The 16,070-nt window shown below is 70.3% G+C and carries 14 protein-coding genes; 10 read left to right on the top strand and 4 right to left on the bottom strand.

The features are described 5' to 3' along the window. Positions 1-46: 46 nt before the first annotated feature. The 3 genes from ACWDUM_RS09015 to ACWDUM_RS09005 all read left to right on the top strand — a co-directional run bounded on the left by ACWDUM_RS09015 (position 47) and on the right by ACWDUM_RS09005 (position 3,436). A complete protein-coding gene (locus ACWDUM_RS09015; protein ID WP_450133701.1) occupies positions 47-1,459 on the top strand; it encodes an ethanolamine ammonia-lyase subunit EutB in 1,413 nt (470 codons plus the stop codon). Continuing rightward, positions 1,456-2,238, top strand: coding sequence for an ethanolamine ammonia-lyase subunit EutC (gene eutC, locus ACWDUM_RS09010; RefSeq protein WP_450133700.1), 783 nt, complete (start codon positions 1,456-1,458; stop codon positions 2,236-2,238). The genes ACWDUM_RS09015 and eutC overlap by 4 nt, the downstream gene beginning before the upstream one ends. Before the next feature lie 70 nt (positions 2,239-2,308). After that, positions 2,309-3,436: an NDMA-dependent alcohol dehydrogenase gene (locus tag ACWDUM_RS09005; protein WP_450133699.1), complete on the top strand. Its 1,128-nt coding sequence runs from the start codon at positions 2,309-2,311 to the stop codon at positions 3,434-3,436. A 60-nt stretch (positions 3,437-3,496) separates the two neighbouring features. Here ACWDUM_RS09005 and ACWDUM_RS09000 read toward each other — a convergent pair whose 3' ends face one another. Then, on the bottom strand, positions 3,497-4,078 hold the full coding sequence (locus ACWDUM_RS09000; RefSeq protein ID WP_450133698.1) for a TetR/AcrR family transcriptional regulator: 582 nt from the start codon (positions 4,076-4,078) through the stop codon (positions 3,497-3,499). A 72-nt stretch (positions 4,079-4,150) separates the two neighbouring features. Between ACWDUM_RS09000 and ACWDUM_RS08995 the strand changes: the two genes are divergently transcribed. Further along, on the top strand, positions 4,151-4,969 hold the full coding sequence (locus ACWDUM_RS08995; RefSeq protein WP_450133697.1) for an acyl-CoA thioesterase: 819 nt from the start codon (positions 4,151-4,153) through the stop codon (positions 4,967-4,969). A 103-nt stretch (positions 4,970-5,072) separates the two neighbouring features. Here the strand turns inward: ACWDUM_RS08995 and mihF are convergent, their stop codons facing one another. The 3 genes from mihF to ACWDUM_RS08980 form a co-directional block, all read right to left on the bottom strand. Beyond that, complete coding sequence (gene mihF, locus ACWDUM_RS08990; protein WP_450113206.1) at positions 5,073-5,384, bottom strand: integration host factor, actinobacterial type; 312 nt, start codon at positions 5,382-5,384, stop codon at positions 5,073-5,075. A 131-nt stretch (positions 5,385-5,515) separates the two neighbouring features. After that, positions 5,516-6,295 (bottom strand): enoyl-CoA hydratase, encoded by a 780-nt coding sequence (locus ACWDUM_RS08985; RefSeq protein WP_450133696.1) that lies wholly within the window; start codon positions 6,293-6,295, stop codon positions 5,516-5,518. 193 nt (positions 6,296-6,488) lie between these two features. Beyond that, positions 6,489-6,650 carry a hypothetical protein gene (locus ACWDUM_RS08980; RefSeq protein ID WP_450133695.1) on the bottom strand — a complete coding sequence of 54 codons (162 nt, stop codon included), beginning with the start codon at positions 6,648-6,650 and terminating at the stop codon, positions 6,489-6,491. Between the two features lie 95 nt (positions 6,651-6,745). On the opposite strand from ACWDUM_RS08980, the gene pepN reads away from it, so the two are divergent. From pepN to ACWDUM_RS08950, 6 genes are all read left to right on the top strand, one after another. Further along, positions 6,746-9,235, top strand: a complete 2,490-nt coding sequence (pepN, locus tag ACWDUM_RS08975) for an aminopeptidase N (RefSeq protein WP_450133694.1) — start codon at positions 6,746-6,748, stop codon at positions 9,233-9,235. A gap of 193 nt (positions 9,236-9,428) precedes the next feature. After that, entirely contained in the window at positions 9,429-10,601 is a 1,173-nt protein-coding gene (locus ACWDUM_RS08970) for an LLM class flavin-dependent oxidoreductase (protein ID WP_450133693.1), read from the top strand. Next, entirely contained in the window at positions 10,598-11,812 is a 1,215-nt protein-coding gene (locus ACWDUM_RS08965) for an SfnB family sulfur acquisition oxidoreductase (RefSeq protein ID WP_450133692.1), read from the top strand. The genes ACWDUM_RS08970 and ACWDUM_RS08965 overlap by 4 nt, the downstream gene beginning before the upstream one ends. A 167-nt stretch (positions 11,813-11,979) precedes the next feature. Beyond that, a complete protein-coding gene (locus ACWDUM_RS08960) occupies positions 11,980-13,194 on the top strand; it encodes an acyl-CoA dehydrogenase family protein (protein WP_450133691.1) in 1,215 nt (404 codons plus the stop codon). Beyond that, positions 13,191-14,603 (top strand): LLM class flavin-dependent oxidoreductase, encoded by a 1,413-nt coding sequence (locus ACWDUM_RS08955; RefSeq protein WP_450133690.1) that lies wholly within the window; start codon positions 13,191-13,193, stop codon positions 14,601-14,603. Before ACWDUM_RS08960 ends, ACWDUM_RS08955 begins: the two co-directional genes overlap by 4 nt. Positions 14,604-14,708: 105 nt before the next feature. After that, positions 14,709-16,058 (top strand): styrene monooxygenase/indole monooxygenase family protein, encoded by a 1,350-nt coding sequence (locus ACWDUM_RS08950; protein ID WP_450133689.1) that lies wholly within the window; start codon positions 14,709-14,711, stop codon positions 16,056-16,058. The last annotated feature ends 12 nt before the right edge of the window (positions 16,059-16,070 follow it).

Here is a 16,070-nt window from a genome sequence, read left to right as displayed (position 1 = left end):
CGGGTCGTATCGAGGCACCGGGCACAACGCGGGAGGTGACGGTGCGATGACGGTGTATCGCCAGCAGTTGGCCGGCGTGACGTACGAGTTCGCGGGACTGGTGGATCTGCTGGCGAAGGCGACGCCGCTGCGGTCGGGTGACGAGCTGGCGGGATGCGCGGCGTCGTCGGATGCCGAGCGGGCCGCGGCGCAGTGGGCGCTGGCCGAGGTCCCGCTGGCCACCTTCCTCGCCGAGACCGTGGTCCCCTACGAGACCGACGAGGTCACCCGGCTGATCCTCGACGGCCACGACACGGCCGCGTTCGCGCCGGTCGCGCACCTGACGGTCGGCGGCCTGCGCGACCACCTGCTCGCGACCGCCGCCACGCCCGATTCCGCGGTTGCTCTCGGCGCGCTCGCCTCGGGATTGACTCCCGAAATGGTCGCGGCCACAAGCAAGATCATGCGCAATCAGGACCTGATCGCCGTGTCCCGCGCGTTGACGGTGACGAGTGCGTTCCGGACCACGATCGGGTTGCCGGGGCGGCTCGCGACGCGGCTGCAGCCGAATCATCCGGTCGACGATCCGCGTGGCGTCGCGGCCGCGACGCTCGACGGGTTGTTGATGGGGTGCGGCGACGCGGTGATCGGTATCAACCCGGCCGGTGACTCCCCGCACGCCGTCGCGGATCTGCTGCACCTGCTCGACGACGTGCGCACCCGGTTCGACATCCCCACCCAGTCGTGCGTGCTCACCCACGTCACCACGACGATCGACCTGATCGAGCGCGGCGCGCCGGTCGATCTGGTGTTCCAGTCCATCGCAGGCACCGAGGGCGCCAACCGAGGCTTCGGTGTCGACCTGGCGGTGCTCCGGGAGGGCGACGAGGCCGGGCGGTCGCTGCGCCGCGGCACCGTCGGCGACAACGTCATGTATCTCGAGACGGGGCAGGGCTCGGCGCTGTCGTCCGGGACCCACCTCGGCACCGGCGGCAGGCCCGTCGACCAGCAGACCCTCGAGGCCCGCGCCTACGCGGTGGCACGCGAGCTGAAACCGTTGCTGGTCAACACCGTTGTGGGCTTCATCGGCCCCGAGTACCTGTACGACGGCAAGCAGATCATCCGCGCCGGGCTCGAGGACCAGTTCTGCGGGAAGCTGCTCGGCCTGCCGATGGGCGTGGACGTCTGCTACACCAATCACGCCGAGGCCGACCAGGACGACATGGACACGCTGCTGACGTTGCTTGCGGTGGCGGGCACCGCGTTCGTGATCACGGTGCCCGGCGCCGACGACGTGATGCTCGGCTACCAGTCGCTCTCGTTCCACGACGTGCTCTACGCGCGGCAGATCGCGAACCTGCGACCGGCACCGGAGTTCGAGGAGTGGCTGCGTCGTCAGGGCATGGCCGACGCGGCCGGGCGGGTGCTGCCGGTCGATGTGGCCGCGTCCCCGCTGCGGGCGCTCGGTGGTGTGTCGTGACCGACCACCTCGGCGGTGCCGAGACCGATTACTGGGCGCTGCTCCGCACGTACACGCAGGCGCGGATCGGGTTGGGGCGCACCGGTAATGCGCTGCCCACTCGCCGGCACCTCGAGTTCGTCGCCGCGCATGCCGCGGCGCGCGACGCGGTGCACCTGCCGTTGGACGTGGCGTGGGTGTCCGACCGGTTGCGCGCCCTCGGGTTCGGCGAACCGCTGTCGGTCGCCAGCGCCGCGCCGGATCGCGCCACCTACCTGCGCCGCCCCGACCTGGGGCGGGTACCCGGCGAGCCGATCGTCGCGCCGTCGGGTGGTCCCTACGACCTCGGGATCGCCCTGTGCGACGGGTTGTCCTCGACCGCGCTGAGCGCGCACGGACCGGACCTGGCCGCCGCGATCGTCGCCGCGCTGCCGGGACTGACGGTCGCGCCGCCGGTGATCGCCACCCAGGCCCGGGTGGCACTCGGCGATCACATCGGGGAGGCGCTCGGTGTCACGACCATGCTGGTGCTGATCGGGGAGCGTCCCGGCCTGTCCGTCGCGGACAGCGTCGGTGTCTACCTCACCCACCACCCGCGACCGGGCCGCAGCGACGCCCAGCGCAACTGCGTGTCCAACGTCCACCCGCCCGACGGGCTGGGCTACGAGCACGCCGCGCGGGTGGTCGCCGCGCTGGTCGACGGCGCGCGGCGACTCGGCGCGTCCGGGGTGGCGCTGAAGGACACCTCGCGGGACCCGGCCCTCACCGACGGAGTTCGGGAGGGCCGATCCGGCGATTAGCCGGACACCCGTCTGTATACGTGTCTAGGCTGGCATTCCCGACTGTCGACGAGAGCAGGTGTGTGCAGCGATGAAGACCAAAGGCGCGTTGATCTGGGAATTCAATCAGCCGTGGTCGATCGAGGAGATCGAGATCGGCGACCCCCGCAAGGGGGAGGTCAAGGTACAGATGGAAGCGTCGGGCATGTGCCACTCGGACCACCACCTGGTCACCGGTGGCATCCCGATGGCCGGCTTCCCGGTGCTGGGCGGTCACGAGGGTGCAGGCATCGTCACCGAGGTCGGCGAGGGTGTCGAGGACCTCGCCCCGGGCGACCACGTCGTGCTCTCGTTCATCCCGTCGTGCGGCAAGTGTCCGTCGTGTCAGGCAGGCCTGCGCAACCTGTGCGACCTGGGGGCGATGCTGCTCGGTGGCGCGTCGGTCAGCGACGGCTCGTACCGGATCCAGGCCAGGGGGCAGAACGTCTACCCGATGACCCTGCTCGGCACGTTCTCCCCGTACATGGTGGTGCACCAGAGTTCGGTGGTGAAGATCGATCCGTCGATCCCGTTCGAGGTGGCGTGCCTCGTCGGTTGCGGTGTCACCACCGGCTACGGGTCGGCCACCCACACCGCGCAGATCAAGCCGGGCGAGGACGTCACGATCGTCGGCCTCGGCGGCGTCGGCATCTCGGCGCTGCAGGGCGCGGTGAACTCCGGTGCCCGCCACATCTTCGCCATCGACCCGGTGGAGTGGAAGCGCGAGCAGGCGCTGAAGTTCGGTGCCACCCAGGCGTTCGCGAGTGTGGAGGAGGCGGCAGGCGCGATCGCCGAGACCACCGCAGGTGGCATGTCCAAGAAGACCATCGTCACCGTCGGCGAGGTGCACGGCGAGGACGTCGACCTGTGGATGGGCATCACCTCGAAGGCCGGCACCGTGGTGCTGACCGCGATGGGCAGCCTGCTCGACAACAAGGTCACGCTCAACCTGTCGATGCTGACCCTGCTGCAGAAGAACCTGCAGGGCAGCATCTTCGGCGGCGCCAACCCGCACTACGACATTCCGCAGCTGCTGTCGATGTACAAGGTCGGCAAGCTCAACCTCGACGACATGGTCACCCGCCAGTACCGACTGGAGCAGATCAACGACGGATACCGGGACATGTTGGAGGGACGCAACATTCGCGGCATCATTCGCTACACCGACGCGGACCGCTGATCCGCGGGGTGCCGTCGGACGGGCGTTCCGGCGGCACCCCGATACTTCCGGAAGGGAGTGTCACGGTGCCAGCACCGTCCGGCACAGGGATTCGAGTTCGTCGACGGTCGCGTCCAGGGGCGTCGAGCTGCCCTGTGCCTGCGCCAGCATCAACGCGCCCTCGAGCGCCCCGATGATCAGCACGGCGAGCGACGCCGCCCGCGCGGGTTCGGCGCCCTCGCCGACGAGTTTCGCGGCGATCGCGTCGCACCAGGTGCCGAACGCGGTGCCGGCGATCTCCCTGGCGCCGGGCTCGGTGCCCAGCGCCGCCGCCGCGATCGGGCATCCCGACGCGTAGCCGCTGGATTCGAGGCCGCGGCCCCAGATGTCGACCAGGGTGCGGATGGCTTCGACGGTGTCGTGGGCGTCGAGGATCCGGCCGATCCTGTCGTCGATCCAGTCGGCCGCGGAGCGGGTCGCGTCCTCAACGAGCTGCGCCTTGCCGCGCGGGAAGTGATGGTAGATCGACCCGCGAGGGGCGCCGCTGTGCGACAGGACGTCGGCGAACGACGTCGCGGCAACACCGCGTTCGCGCATCAGGGTGATGGCGCTGTCGATCATCGCGGCCCGGGGGCCGGTGGTGGGGTCCTGTCGTCTCGGCACTGCTCGCCCTTCTCGTTCGCTCCTGTTCTATGTAGGGTGTCATACATAGTTTCCGATCGCCAGGAGTTTGACGTGACACGGACCGCCAACCCGACCCATCAGTTCGACGCCGCCCTCGACCTCGTCGCCGAGGCCGACGGCACCTTCACCGGCCGGACCGCGGCCGAGTACGCCAACATGGTCGGCCCGTTCGGTGGCGTCACCGCGGCCACGCTGCTCGCCGCCGCGCTGCGGCATCCGGAACGGCTCGGCGACCCGGTCTCGCTCACCGTCAACTTCGCAGGCCCAGTCGCCGACGGCCCGTTCACCATCGACGCGCGCCCCACACGCACCAACAACTCCACGCAGCACTGGTCGATCGAGATGACCCAGGACGGCGTCGTCGCCACCACCGCGACCGCGGTGTTCGCCGTTCGCCGCGACGGCTGGTCGTCGACCGAGATCACCCCACCCGTCGCCCCGGCGGCGGAGGAGGTCGAGCCCGCACCTGCGCTCGACTTCATCCGGTGGATCGGCAACTACGAGATGCGGTTCGTCGAGGGTGGCCTGGACAGCGTCGGAACCGAGCGGGACGACTCGACATCCACCCTGTGGGTTCGGGACCAGCCCGCGCGGCCGCTCGACTTCCCCGCCCTCACCGCGCTGTGCGACGTCTTCTTCCCGCGCGTGTTCCTCCGCCGCGGCCAGATGAGCCCGGCCGGCACGGTCTCTCTGACCGTGTACTTCCACGCCGACGCGGACACCCTCACTGCGCACGGCGAGGACGCGGTGCTCGCGACCGCCCGCGCCCAGCACTTCGGCAGGGGCTACTTCGACCAGTCCGGCGAACTGTGGGGCAAGGGCGGTGCGCTGCTCGCCACCACCCACCAGCTGGTGTACTTCAAGGCCTGACCCGGTCGCGCCGACCGGCACACCGGAAAGGGTGCGCCGCCCCCGAAACGCACCACTGCCCGGCGTCCGAGTGGACGCCGGGCAGTGGTGGGAAGTCGTCGGCTCAGGCCAGCTTGGCCAGCAGGTCGGCCCGCTGACGGGCACCGAGGCCGGCCACGCGGCGGGTCTCCGCGATGCCGACGGACTCGGCGATGTCGCGAGCCTTCACCTTGCCGACCTTCGGCAGGGACTCGAGCAGGTACAGCACCTTCGTCTTGCCGACGAGTTCGTCGGTGTCGGCCTTGTCGAGGACCTCGACCAGGCTGATCTTGCCGGACTTGAGGTCCTCCCTCAGTTCGGCGCGAGCCTTCCGGGATGCGGCCGCCTTCTCCAGGGCGGCGGCGCGCTGTTCGGGGGTCAGGGTGGGCAATGCCATGAGATGTGCCTTTCTCGCGGTTCCCGGGGGAGAACCCCAGGCTGTTCCCGGGGGAGAACCCCAGGCTAGAGCGGCGGCGACCGTGAATCACGGTACCCGGCGCTCCCGCGTGTCGTGATGCGCGGACTGGGTCACTTACCGTGCCACACCGGGGTCCGTTTCTCCAGGAAGGCCGTCATTCCCTCCTGAGCATCGCAGGTCACGGCGTTGGTGGCCATGGTCTCCGTCATCGCGGTGTAGGCCTGGTCCTGCGGCAGGTCGATCTGCCGGTAGAACGCCTGCTTGCCGATCTGCAGCGTCAGCGGGCTGGCGCCGGTGATCCTCGTGGCCAGGGCCCGGACCTGCGCGTCGAGTTCCTCGGGGGCGACGACGAGGTTCACCAGACCCCAGTCCGCCGCGGTGTGGGCGTCGATGGTGTCGCCGGTCAGCAGCATCTGCATCGCCCGTTTGCGTCCGACGGCGCGGCTGAGCGCGACCATCGGGGTCGAACAGAACAGCCCGATCCGCACGCCCGGCGTCCCGAACACCGCGGTCTCGGACGCGACCACCAGGTCGCAGGACGCCGCGAGCTGGCAGCCGGCCGCGATCGCCGGGCCCTGGACGGCGGCGATCACCGGCTGCGGGATCTGCTGGACGGTGTCCATCATCTCGACGCACGCATCGAAGATCTCCCGCTCCTCGTCGAGGGTGCGGTCGACCATCTCCGACAGGTCGTGCCCGGCGGAGAACACCGGTCCGTCCGCGGCGATGACGACGGCCCGTACCGTTGCGTCCGCGGACAGCTCGGTCAGTGCCGCGGTGACCTGACGCATCGTGCTGGTGGCCAACGGGTTTCGCTGCTTCGGCCGGTTCAGGGTGATGGTGCCGATGCCGGTCTCGGCGTCGACTTCGGTCCGGACTGCGTCGTCCATGGCGCACCTCTTTCGCGATCTGTCGGTCGAGTTCGATGCTACGACCGCGCCGCCGCCACGCGATGCCCCCGGAAAGGGGCAGCGCTCAGGTTCGCGGGGTGTCCCCGGTGGCGACGTGCATGACGCTCCCACTCCGCGATCGCAGGTGGTTGTCGATGCCACGTCGCCCGCGATCCCGAGGCGTTCCCGCCGATCAGCGGCCGAACAGTCCGCGCAGGAAGCCGCCGGACGAGGCCGGCCGTTCGCAGGTGCAGCGCTTGTCGGCGGGGACGTGGCGCATGACCTCGTCGACGTGGTTGCCGCAACCCTTCCAGGTGGTCTTGCCGCAGTTGGGGCAGGGGGTGGGCTGGCACATGGTGGTGTCCTCTCGGTCCGGTTCCCGATCGATAATACCCATAGGGGTATATGTGCGCCCGGTCTCGCTGCCGATCACCTGGCAGGATCGACACCGTGAGCACCGCGAACCTGACCCGTGCCGAGACCGCAGCCCGCGCCGCCGCGGTCACCGTCCGCTCCTACCGCGTGGATCTGGACCTGTCGTCCGCCCCGGATCACGACCGACCCGGCTTCCTGACGGTCACGACGGTGGAGTTCGACGCCACCGCCGACCAGACCTGGCTCGACTTCATCGGACCGTCGGTCGACTCGGTCACCGTCAACGGGGAGCCCGCCGAGGTCGAGTACGACGGAGCCCGCATCGCCCTGCGCGGGCTGGCCGCGTCGAACACCGTCGTGGTCCGGGCGACCGGCGCCTACAGCCGGTCGGGTGAGGGGCTGCACCGCTTCCTCGATCCGGTCGACGGGCAGACCTACCTCTACACCCAGTACGAGCCTGCCGACGCCCGTCGGGTCTTCGCCTGCTTCGAACAGCCGAACATGAAGGCGCCGTTCACCTTCGCCGTGACCGCGCCACCGGGGTGGGAGGTGATCTCGAACCGCCCCGCCGCGCTGTGGGAGGAGTCCGACGAGCGGCGGTTCGTGGAATTCTCGCCGACCCTGCCGATCTCCACCTACATCACGGCGGTCGTCGCCGGACCGTACCATCGCGTCGACTCCGTCTGGAGCTCAGGCGATCTCACCGTTCCGCTGGGGGTGCTGTGCCGGGCCTCGCTGGCGCGACACCTCGACGCCGACACCGTGCTGGAGGTCACCCGGCAGGGGCTCGACTTCTTCCACGAACAGTTCGACTACCCGTATCCGTGGGGCAAGTACGACCAGGTGTTCGTGCCCGAGTACAACCTCGGCGCGATGGAAAACCCCGGCTGTGTGACGTTCACCGAGGCGTACGTCTTCCGCGGTGCCGCGACGGCCGCCCAGTACGAGGGCCGGGCCAACACCATCCTGCACGAGATGGCGCACATGTGGTTCGGCGACCTGGTGACGATGCAGTGGTGGGACGACCTGTGGCTCAAGGAGTCCTTCGCCGACTACATGGGCGCACTCGCCGGCGCCGAGGCCACGCAGTGGACCGACGCGTGGGTGGCGTTCGCGAATCGGCGCAAGGCGTGGGCGTATTCGCAGGACCAGCTGCCGACCACCCATCCGATCGTCGCCGACATCGTCGACCTCGAGGCGGCGAAGCTGAACTTCGACGGCATCACCTACGCCAAGGGGGCGAGCGTCCTCAAGCAGCTCGTCGCCCACGTCGGCCGGGAAGCGTTCTTCGAAGGGGCGCGCCGCTACTTCCGGGCCCACGCGTTCGGCAACACCACCCTCGCGGACCTGCTCGCGGAACTGTCCGCGACATCCGGCCGTGACCTGCAGGCCTGGGCGAGCGCCTGGCTGCAGACGAGCGGGGTGTCGACGTTGACGCTCGAGCGACGGCACAAGCGGTACGAGATCGTGCAGACCGATCCGCGACCGCACACCCTCGGCATCGGGCTCTACGACTTCGACGAATCCGGATCGCTCGTGCTCACCGAACGACTGAGTGTCGACATCAGCGGCGCGAGAACGCCCGTCGACCTGACCGAGACCCCGCTGGTGCTCCTCAACGACGGCGATCAGACCTACGCCAAGGTCCGGCTCGGTGGGTTCTCCCTCCGCACGGTCGAGGCCTCGCTGGACCGCATCGTCGACCCACTGGCCCGCGGCCTGGTGTGGTCGGCGTTGTGGAACGCCACCCGGGACGGGGTCCTCGATCCCGGGCGTTACCTGGCGATGGCCCGGGCATTCGCGCCGGCCGAGACCAACATGGCGTTGCTGACCGCGACGCTGGCGAACGCCGCGTACGCGGTCGGCCACTACGTGCCCACCGCGGACCGGGACCGGTGGCGCGGTGACTGGCTCGAATCATGCTGGGCGGCACTGCAGGCGGCAGATCCCGGATCCGGTTCGCAGCTGGCGTGGGCACGTGCGGTCGCCGCCGCCGCGATGGTCGACGGTCGACGGGCCGCCGACATTCGCGCCACGCTCGACGGCACCGCCCCCGCGCCGAGCGGGCTGGCCCTGGACCCCGACCTGCGGTGGTCGCTGTGGACGGCGCTGTCCGCCACCGGGCACGCCGAGGCCGCCGACCTGGACGCCGAACTGGCCCGCGACGACACCGCGTCCGGGCGCACCGCGCATGTCCGCGCGCTGGCGGCCCGCCCCGACGTCGAGGTCAAGGCACAGGCGTGGACCCGGGCACTGACCGACACGACCCTCACCAACGACCATCTCGACGCGACCATCGGCGGCTTCCGGGCCGGGGACCGGCGTGACCTCGTCGCCCGCTTCGACGACGAGTACTTCGCGGTGATCACCGGCATCTGGGCGGACCGCAGCATCGAGATCGCCAAGCGCATCGTCGTCGGCCTGTTCCCCGCGTCCGAGACCCTCGACGCGGTCGACGCCTGGCTCGCCGCTCATGCCGATGCACCGGCGGCGTTGCGGCGCCTCGTGGTCGAACAGCGCGACCACCTGGCGCGAGACCTGCGGGTGCGGGCGGCGCGGCACTGAGCGCACCAGCGCTGCGGCACTGAGCGCACCCGCGCTCACCACCCGTGCACACCCCCGTTGGCGCGTGCACACATCCGATCGGCGTGCAGAACCGCGGCGCGCTCGCGAACCGATGTGTGCACCGCGCGGGGATTGGAATCGTCCCGATCGCAACCATGGTCGTCGCCGCTTCTCGTCCCTAACCTTCAGGGTCATGTCTTTGGCGTTCCACTGGTTCCTGCCCACTTACGGCGACAGCCGGCTCATCGTCGGCGGGGGCCACGGCACGCCCGCCGGCGCCGCAGGGGGTGATCGGCGGGCGAGCATCGGCTATCTGTCGTCGATCGCCCGTGCGGCGGAGGACTTCGGGTTCACCGGTGCGCTCACCCCGACCGGAGCCTGGTGCGAGGACGCCTTCCTGACCACCGCGATGGTCGCCAGGGAGTCGGAGCGCCTGGCGTTCCTCGTCGCCTTTCGCCCGGGACTGGTCAGTCCCACGCTGGCCGCGCAGATGGCGGCGACGTTCTCCCTGCACGCGCCGGGCCGGATCCTGCTCAACGTCGTCACCGGTGGTGAGGCGCACGAGCAGCGGGCCTACGGCGACCACCTCGGCAAGGACGACCGCTACGCCCGCGCCGACGAGTTCCTCTCCATCGTGCGGCGACTGTGGTCGGGCGAGACGGTCACCCACCACGGTGAGCACCTCCGCGTCGACGAGGCGGCGCTGGCGACGCTGCCGAATCCGGTGCCGCCGCTGTACTTCGGTGGCTCGTCCGCCGCGGCGGGCCCGGTCGCCGCCGAGCACTCCGACGTCTATCTCACCTGGGGTGAGCCGCCTGCGGCGGTCGCGGAGAAGATCGCGTGGATCCGCGACCTCGCGGCGACCCGTGGTCGACCGGTCCGGTTCGGTATCCGGTTGCACGTGATCACCCGCGACACCGCGGCGCAGGCGTGGGCGCAGGCCGACAAACTGGTCGCTGCACTCGGTCCGGACACCGTCGAATCCGCGCAGGCCGGGCTCGCCCGCAGCGAGTCCGAGGGGCAGCGCCGCATGCTCGCCCTGCACGAGGCCAACCGGCGCAGCGGCGACTGGCGCGACGCCCGCAATCTCGAAGTGGCACCGAACCTGTGGAGCGGTGTCGGGTTGGTTCGCGGCGGCGCTGGCACCGCCCTCGTCGGCAGCCACACCGAGGTCGCCGACCGGATCGCCGAGTACGCGGCGCTCGGCATTGACGAGTTCGTGCTCTCCGGCTACCCCCACCTCGAGGAGCTGTACTGGTTCGGCGAGGGGGTGCTGCCGATCCTGCGCGAGCGCGGCCTGTTCACCAGCGGTCCCGGTGCGGCCGGGGCCGGGAACGTGCCCTTCCTCGCGGCCGGTGCGTCGTGACCGTCGCGCCCGCGGCCGGCCGGATCACCGGAGTCGACGAGGCCCTGCGCGTCGCGGCAGGGCTGGCGGACCAGTTCGCCGTCGACGCCGCCCGTCGGGACATCGAGAGGGAACTACCTCACGACCAGATCCGGCAGCTCACCGCATCCGGATTGCTCGCGGTGACGGTCCCGCGCCAGTTCGGTGGTGTCGACGCGCCCTTCGAAGTGGTCGCCGAGATCTTCCGGCTGCTCTCGGCTGCGGATCCAAGCATCGGCCAGATTCCGCAGTCCCACTTCACCTTTCTCGAGGCGCTGCGAACGCAGGGCGGCAACGAGCAGCAGCGATTCTTCTACGGCGAGGTGCTCGCCGGGGCGTTGCTCGCGAACGCGCAGAGCGAACGCGGGCCGCACCCGATCAATGTCGACACCACGGTGCTCCGTCGGCGGGGGACCGACTACGTCCTGTCCGGGCGCAAGTTCTACAGCACAGGTGCGCTGTTTGCGGACTGGATCATGGTGCGGGCCAGCTTGTTCGACGGACCCGGCAGCCCCGATGCCGCGACCGGGAAGGCCATCGCGTTCGTGCCCCGCGACGCCGACGGGGTGACGGTCGTCGACGACTGGGACGGCATGGGGCAGCGCACCACCGCCAGCGGCACCGTCACCCTCGACGACGTCGTGGTCCCGGCGTCCTCGGTGGTGCCGTACACGCCGGTGTTCGCCGGCCCCACCACCTACGGCGCGCAGGCCCAACTAGTGCACGCCGCGATCGACGTCGGAATCGCGACCGGAGCCCTCGCCGAGGCGACCGTACAGGCCGGCAAGGCCCGACCCCACTTCGAGGCGAATGTCGAGCGGGCGGTGGACGATCCGCTCCTGGTGCAGCTGGCAGGGGAGGTGACCGTGACGGTGCGGGCGGCCCAGGCGCTGCTCTCGGTCGCGGCACGTTCGGTGGACGCCGCGAGGGCGAATCCGAGCGCGGAACGAACGGCGGCCGCGTCGATCGACGTCGCGACGGCGAAGGTGGCGGCGGCGCGTGCGGCGGTGGAATCCGCGAACGTGCTGTTCGAGCTCGGCGGCACACGCAGCGCGTCCGGTGCGGCGAACCTGTCGCGGTACTGGCGCGACGCCCGTACCCACACCCTGCACGACGCCACCCGGTGGAAGCTCCAGCACATCGGCCGCTGGACGCTCTCCGGCACCCACCCGCCGCGACACGGCGTGATCTGACCCTCCGGCTGAAGGTGCCCTTCGTGCGGTTGATCCGCTCGAACGGCACCTTCAGCCGTTCCTTTTTCCGGGGCTGGGGAGGGTTCGATTCACGGCGAGTACAACGGGTGCGACTTCGCTGCGGGTGGCCAAGGGTTGGGGGCACACAGCGGAAGGGGAACACAGTCGTGAGCAGTGCAACGATCGAGCCGGCGGTGACGGACCGGGAACTGAGGGAAGTGTTCGCGCCGATCTTCGAACGGATCGGGGAGGGCGCGGCCCTGCGCGAGCGTGACCGCCGACTGCCGTTCGAGCAGGTCGAGTGGCTGCGCCAGGCGCGCTTCGGTGCGCTGCGGGTGCCGGTGGAGCACGGTGGTTTCGGTGTCTCGGTGCGGCAGCTGTTCGATCTGCTGATCGATCTGGCGACCGCGGAATCGAATCTGCCACAGGCACTTCGGGTGCACTGGAGCTTCGTCGAGGATCAGCGTCTCGCCGGCGACGACCGGGCCCGGCGCTGGCTGCACGCCGCCGCCGCCGGAACGCTCGTCGGCAACGCGATCACGGAGCCGGGAGTGGGTGCCGCGGACCGTTACCGGACCACCCTCACCCGTCGTGGGGAGGGGTGGGCACTCGACGGCGTGAAGTACTACAGCACCGGCAGCCTGTACGCGGACCACATCCTCGTCGCCGCCGACCGGGACGGCGAGCGGGTCTCCGTCCTGGTCGACGCCGCGCAGGACGGCGTCACCCGGAGTGACGACTGGGACGGGTTCGGGCAGCGGCTGACAGCCAGTGGAACAACGACATTCGAGAACGTCGCGGTGCCGGAGGACCGAATCCTCGGACCCGGGTACGGCGCGCCGGGCCGCACCTATGCGACGTCCTACCTCCAGTTGGTGCAACTCGCCGTGCTTGCCGGTATCGCCACGCGCGCCGAGACCGACACGATCGACTGGGTGCGCGGGCGCACCCGCACGTTCACCCATGCCGCCGCGGACCTGCCCCGCCACGATCCGCTCGTGCAGCAGGTGATCGGCCGGGTCTCGGCCGCCGCGTACGGCGCCCGGGCCGCAGTCCTCGCCGTCGCGGACGAACTCGACATCCTCCTCGACGCCGGCGGCCAGGACCCCGAGCTGCTCGACCGTGCCGAGGCCGCGGCCGCCAAGGCGCAGTCGGTGGTGATCGGCCTGGTACTCGACGCCACCACGGAGTTGTTCGAGGTCGGCGGAGCCTCCATCGGCGCGGCACCGCTCGGACTGGATCGGCACTGGCGCAACGCCCGAGTCATCTCCGCGCACAATCCGCTCATCTACAAGCAGCAGGCCGTCGGCGCGCATCTGCTCAACGGGGACCCGTTGCCGTATGCGTGGAGCGCGGGTCGCAGGCCGGGGGTGTCGGCATGACCCGCCAGATCCGCTTCAATGCGTTCGACATGAACTGCGTCGCCCACCAGTCGCCCGGACTGTGGCGCCACCCGCAGGACCAGTCGCACCGGTACACCGACCTGCGCTACTGGACCGAACTGGCGAGACTGCTGGAGCGGGGCCTGTTCGACGGCCTGTTCATCGCCGACGTGCTCGGCACCTACGACGTGTACGGGGGCACCGACGAGGCCGCGCTGCGGCAGGGGGCGCAGATTCCGGTCGCGGACCCGCTGCTGCTGGTCTCGGCGATGGCCGCCGCCACCGAGCACCTGGGGTTCGGGATCACCACCGGCACCGGATTCGAGCACCCCTACCCGTTCGCCCGCAGGCTCTCGACCCTCGACCACCTCACCCGCGGACGCATCGGGTGGAACGTCGTCACCGGCTATCTGCCCTCCGCGGCACGCAACTTCGGCGCCGACGACCAACTCGACCACGACGACCGGTACGACCATGCCGACGAGTACCTCGAGGTCCTCTACAAACTGTGGGAGGGCTCGTGGGAGGACGACGCGGTGGTCCGCGACACCGCCGCCGGGGTATACGTCGACCCGGAGAAGGTGCACCACATCGGGCACCGCGGAACGCATTTCACGGTTCCCGGCATCCATCTGTCCGAGCCGTCGCCGCAGCGGTCCCCGGTGATCTACCAGGCCGGGGCCTCGCCGCGTGGGGTCCGGTTCGCGGCGGAGAACGCCGAGGCGATCTTCATCGGAGGCCCGTCGAAGTGGGTCCTCAAGGACACCGTCGCGCGGATCCGGCGCTCCCTCGCCGATGCGGGCCGGGACCCGTACTCGGCGCGGATCTACGCCCTGTCGACGATCATCACCGACGCTACCGACGAGGCCGCCGCCGCGAAGCACGAGGAGTACAAGCGGTACGCGAGTGTGGAAGGCGCACTGGTGTTCACGTCCGGATGGATGGGTATCGACCTGTCCCGATACGACCTGGACGAACCGATCGGCAATGTGGAGTCGAACGCCATCCGTTCCGCAGTCGCCGCGTTCCAGGAGGCCGACGACGACGGCCGGGAGTGGAGAGTCCGCGACATCGCGGAGTGGGCCGGCATCGGCGGGCTCGGGCCTCGCTTCGTCGGGTCCGGGGACACCGTTGCCGCCACCCTGCAGGAATGGGTGGACGAGACGGACGTGGACGGGTTCAACCTGGCCTACGCGATCACGCCGGGTTCCTTCGAGGACGTCGTCACACACGTCGTGCCCGCACTGCAGGCCCGCGGCGCGTACCCGGCGATCTACCGGGAGGGAACGTTGCGCCACAAGCTGTTCGGCCAGGGCGACCGGCTGCCGGACAACCACCGCGGCGCGCGGTACCGGCTCGGCGGCGACCTGTCCACCGTCACCGAGCGATTCAACGCGTACGTCGGCTGAGCCGACCGCGCACGACCGTCGGCTGAGCCGACCGCGCACGACCGTCGGCTGAGCCGACCGCGCACGACCTCTGCCGACCCAACATCAACTGCACCAGGAGATCTCATGGCACGCACCGCAGCAATCGTCGGGGCGGGGCTGGCGGGAACCACCGCCGCGCTCGGCCTGCAGAACATCGGCTTCGACGTCACCCTCTACAGCGACCGCGACCGGGACTCGTTGCGCAACGACGTCCCCGCAACGGGAACCGCCGTCTACTTCGGCAAGTCGCAGGAGTCGGACTCGGAGATAATCGAGGACCTCTACGCCGACGGCCCGCACTCGACCGGAATGAGCGCCCGCCTCCACACCGGGGTCGGCGACACCTACGGCGAGGTTCTCGAGTTCGACCCCGACTTCCGGTACATCGCCAGGGGCGTGGACGTTCGGCTGCGCGCCGACGACCGGTTGGGCCGATTCCTCGAGCGGGGCGGACGATTCGAGGTCCGCGCGATCGACATCGACGGACTCGACGCCATCGCGGCCGAGCACGATCTCACGCTCGTCGCCACCGGCAAGGGCGGGCTGTCGGGCCTGTTTCCCGTCGACACCGACCGGACCGTCTACACCGAGCCGCAGCGGCACCTGCTGATGGTGACGTTGCAGGGACTGGATCAGGGGCCGGACACCTGGGGCCACCGTGGCGGCGGCGCTCACAACCAGTTCAACCTGCACACCGACTTCGGCGAGGCCTGGTTCGGGCCGTACCTGCACAAGGACGCCGGGCAGGCGTGGAGCTTCCTCGGGTTCGCGAAACCGGGATCGCCGTGGGTGGAGAAGTTCGCCTCCGTGACCGATGTCCACAGTGCGCGTCGGGTGGTGATCGACCTGTACCGCGAGTACTTCCCGAAGGACGCCGCCGAGGTCGAACAGCTGCGCGTGATCGAGGCGGACCCGCACTCGTGGCTGCGGGGCGCGGTCACCCCGACGGTGCGCCGCGCCGTCGGCCGTACCGCGGGTGGTCACGTCGTGGCGGCAATCGGCGACACCGCGATCTCGTTCGACCCGGTCGCCGGCCAGGGCGCGCAGAACACCGTCGTCCAGATCGCCGCGCTCGTCGCGGCGGTCCGGGACCACGAGGGCGCCTTCACCGAGGAGTGGCTCACCGAGCAGTTCGACCGGCACTGGAACACCCGCGGGCATGCCGCGGCGGAGGTCACCCGCCTGTTCTTGGGCGATCCGAAGTACGCCGAGTACGCCGACCTGTTCTTCCCCGCGGCGACGGTGAGCGAACCGGTGGCCGCATCGCTGTTCCGGTTCCTGTCCGAGCCGGACGCGCTGGTCGCGCTGAAAAGTAGGGAGGACGTGCTCGCCTACATCGGTGAGGCGGCGGGCGAGCCGGCCGAGGACGTGCTGGCGCGCTTCGCGCCGACCTCCGGTTTCGCGGCCACGCCGCGCGGCAGGGTGTCGGTCTGACCCGGGACCTCC

It is taken from the genome of Rhodococcus sp. NPDC003322 (assembly GCF_053589555.1).
The sequence above is the reverse complement of the archived record's forward strand: the minus strand, read 5'-3'. Positions and strand labels throughout refer to the sequence as shown.

Excerpts from the sequence above, each read along its gene's own strand:
- ACWDUM_RS09015 (WP_450133701.1), top strand. The coding sequence starts at position 47 with ATGACGGTGTATCGCCAGCAGTTGGCCGGCGTGACGTACGAGTTCGCG.
- ACWDUM_RS08950 (WP_450133689.1), top strand. The coding sequence starts at position 14,709 with ATGGCACGCACCGCAGCAATCGTCGGGGCGGGGCTGGCGGGAACCACC.
- ACWDUM_RS08970 (WP_450133693.1), top strand. The coding sequence starts at position 9,429 with ATGTCTTTGGCGTTCCACTGGTTCCTGCCCACTTACGGCGACAGCCGG.
- mihF (WP_450113206.1), bottom strand. The coding sequence starts at position 5,384 with ATGGCATTGCCCACCCTGACCCCCGAACAGCGCGCCGCCGCCCTGGAG.
- ACWDUM_RS09005 (WP_450133699.1), top strand. The coding sequence starts at position 2,309 with ATGAAGACCAAAGGCGCGTTGATCTGGGAATTCAATCAGCCGTGGTCG.
- ACWDUM_RS08985 (WP_450133696.1), bottom strand. The coding sequence starts at position 6,295 with ATGGACGACGCAGTCCGGACCGAAGTCGACGCCGAGACCGGCATCGGC.
- ACWDUM_RS08980 (WP_450133695.1), bottom strand. The coding sequence starts at position 6,650 with ATGTGCCAGCCCACCCCCTGCCCCAACTGCGGCAAGACCACCTGGAAG.
- ACWDUM_RS08955 (WP_450133690.1), top strand. The coding sequence starts at position 13,191 with ATGACCCGCCAGATCCGCTTCAATGCGTTCGACATGAACTGCGTCGCC.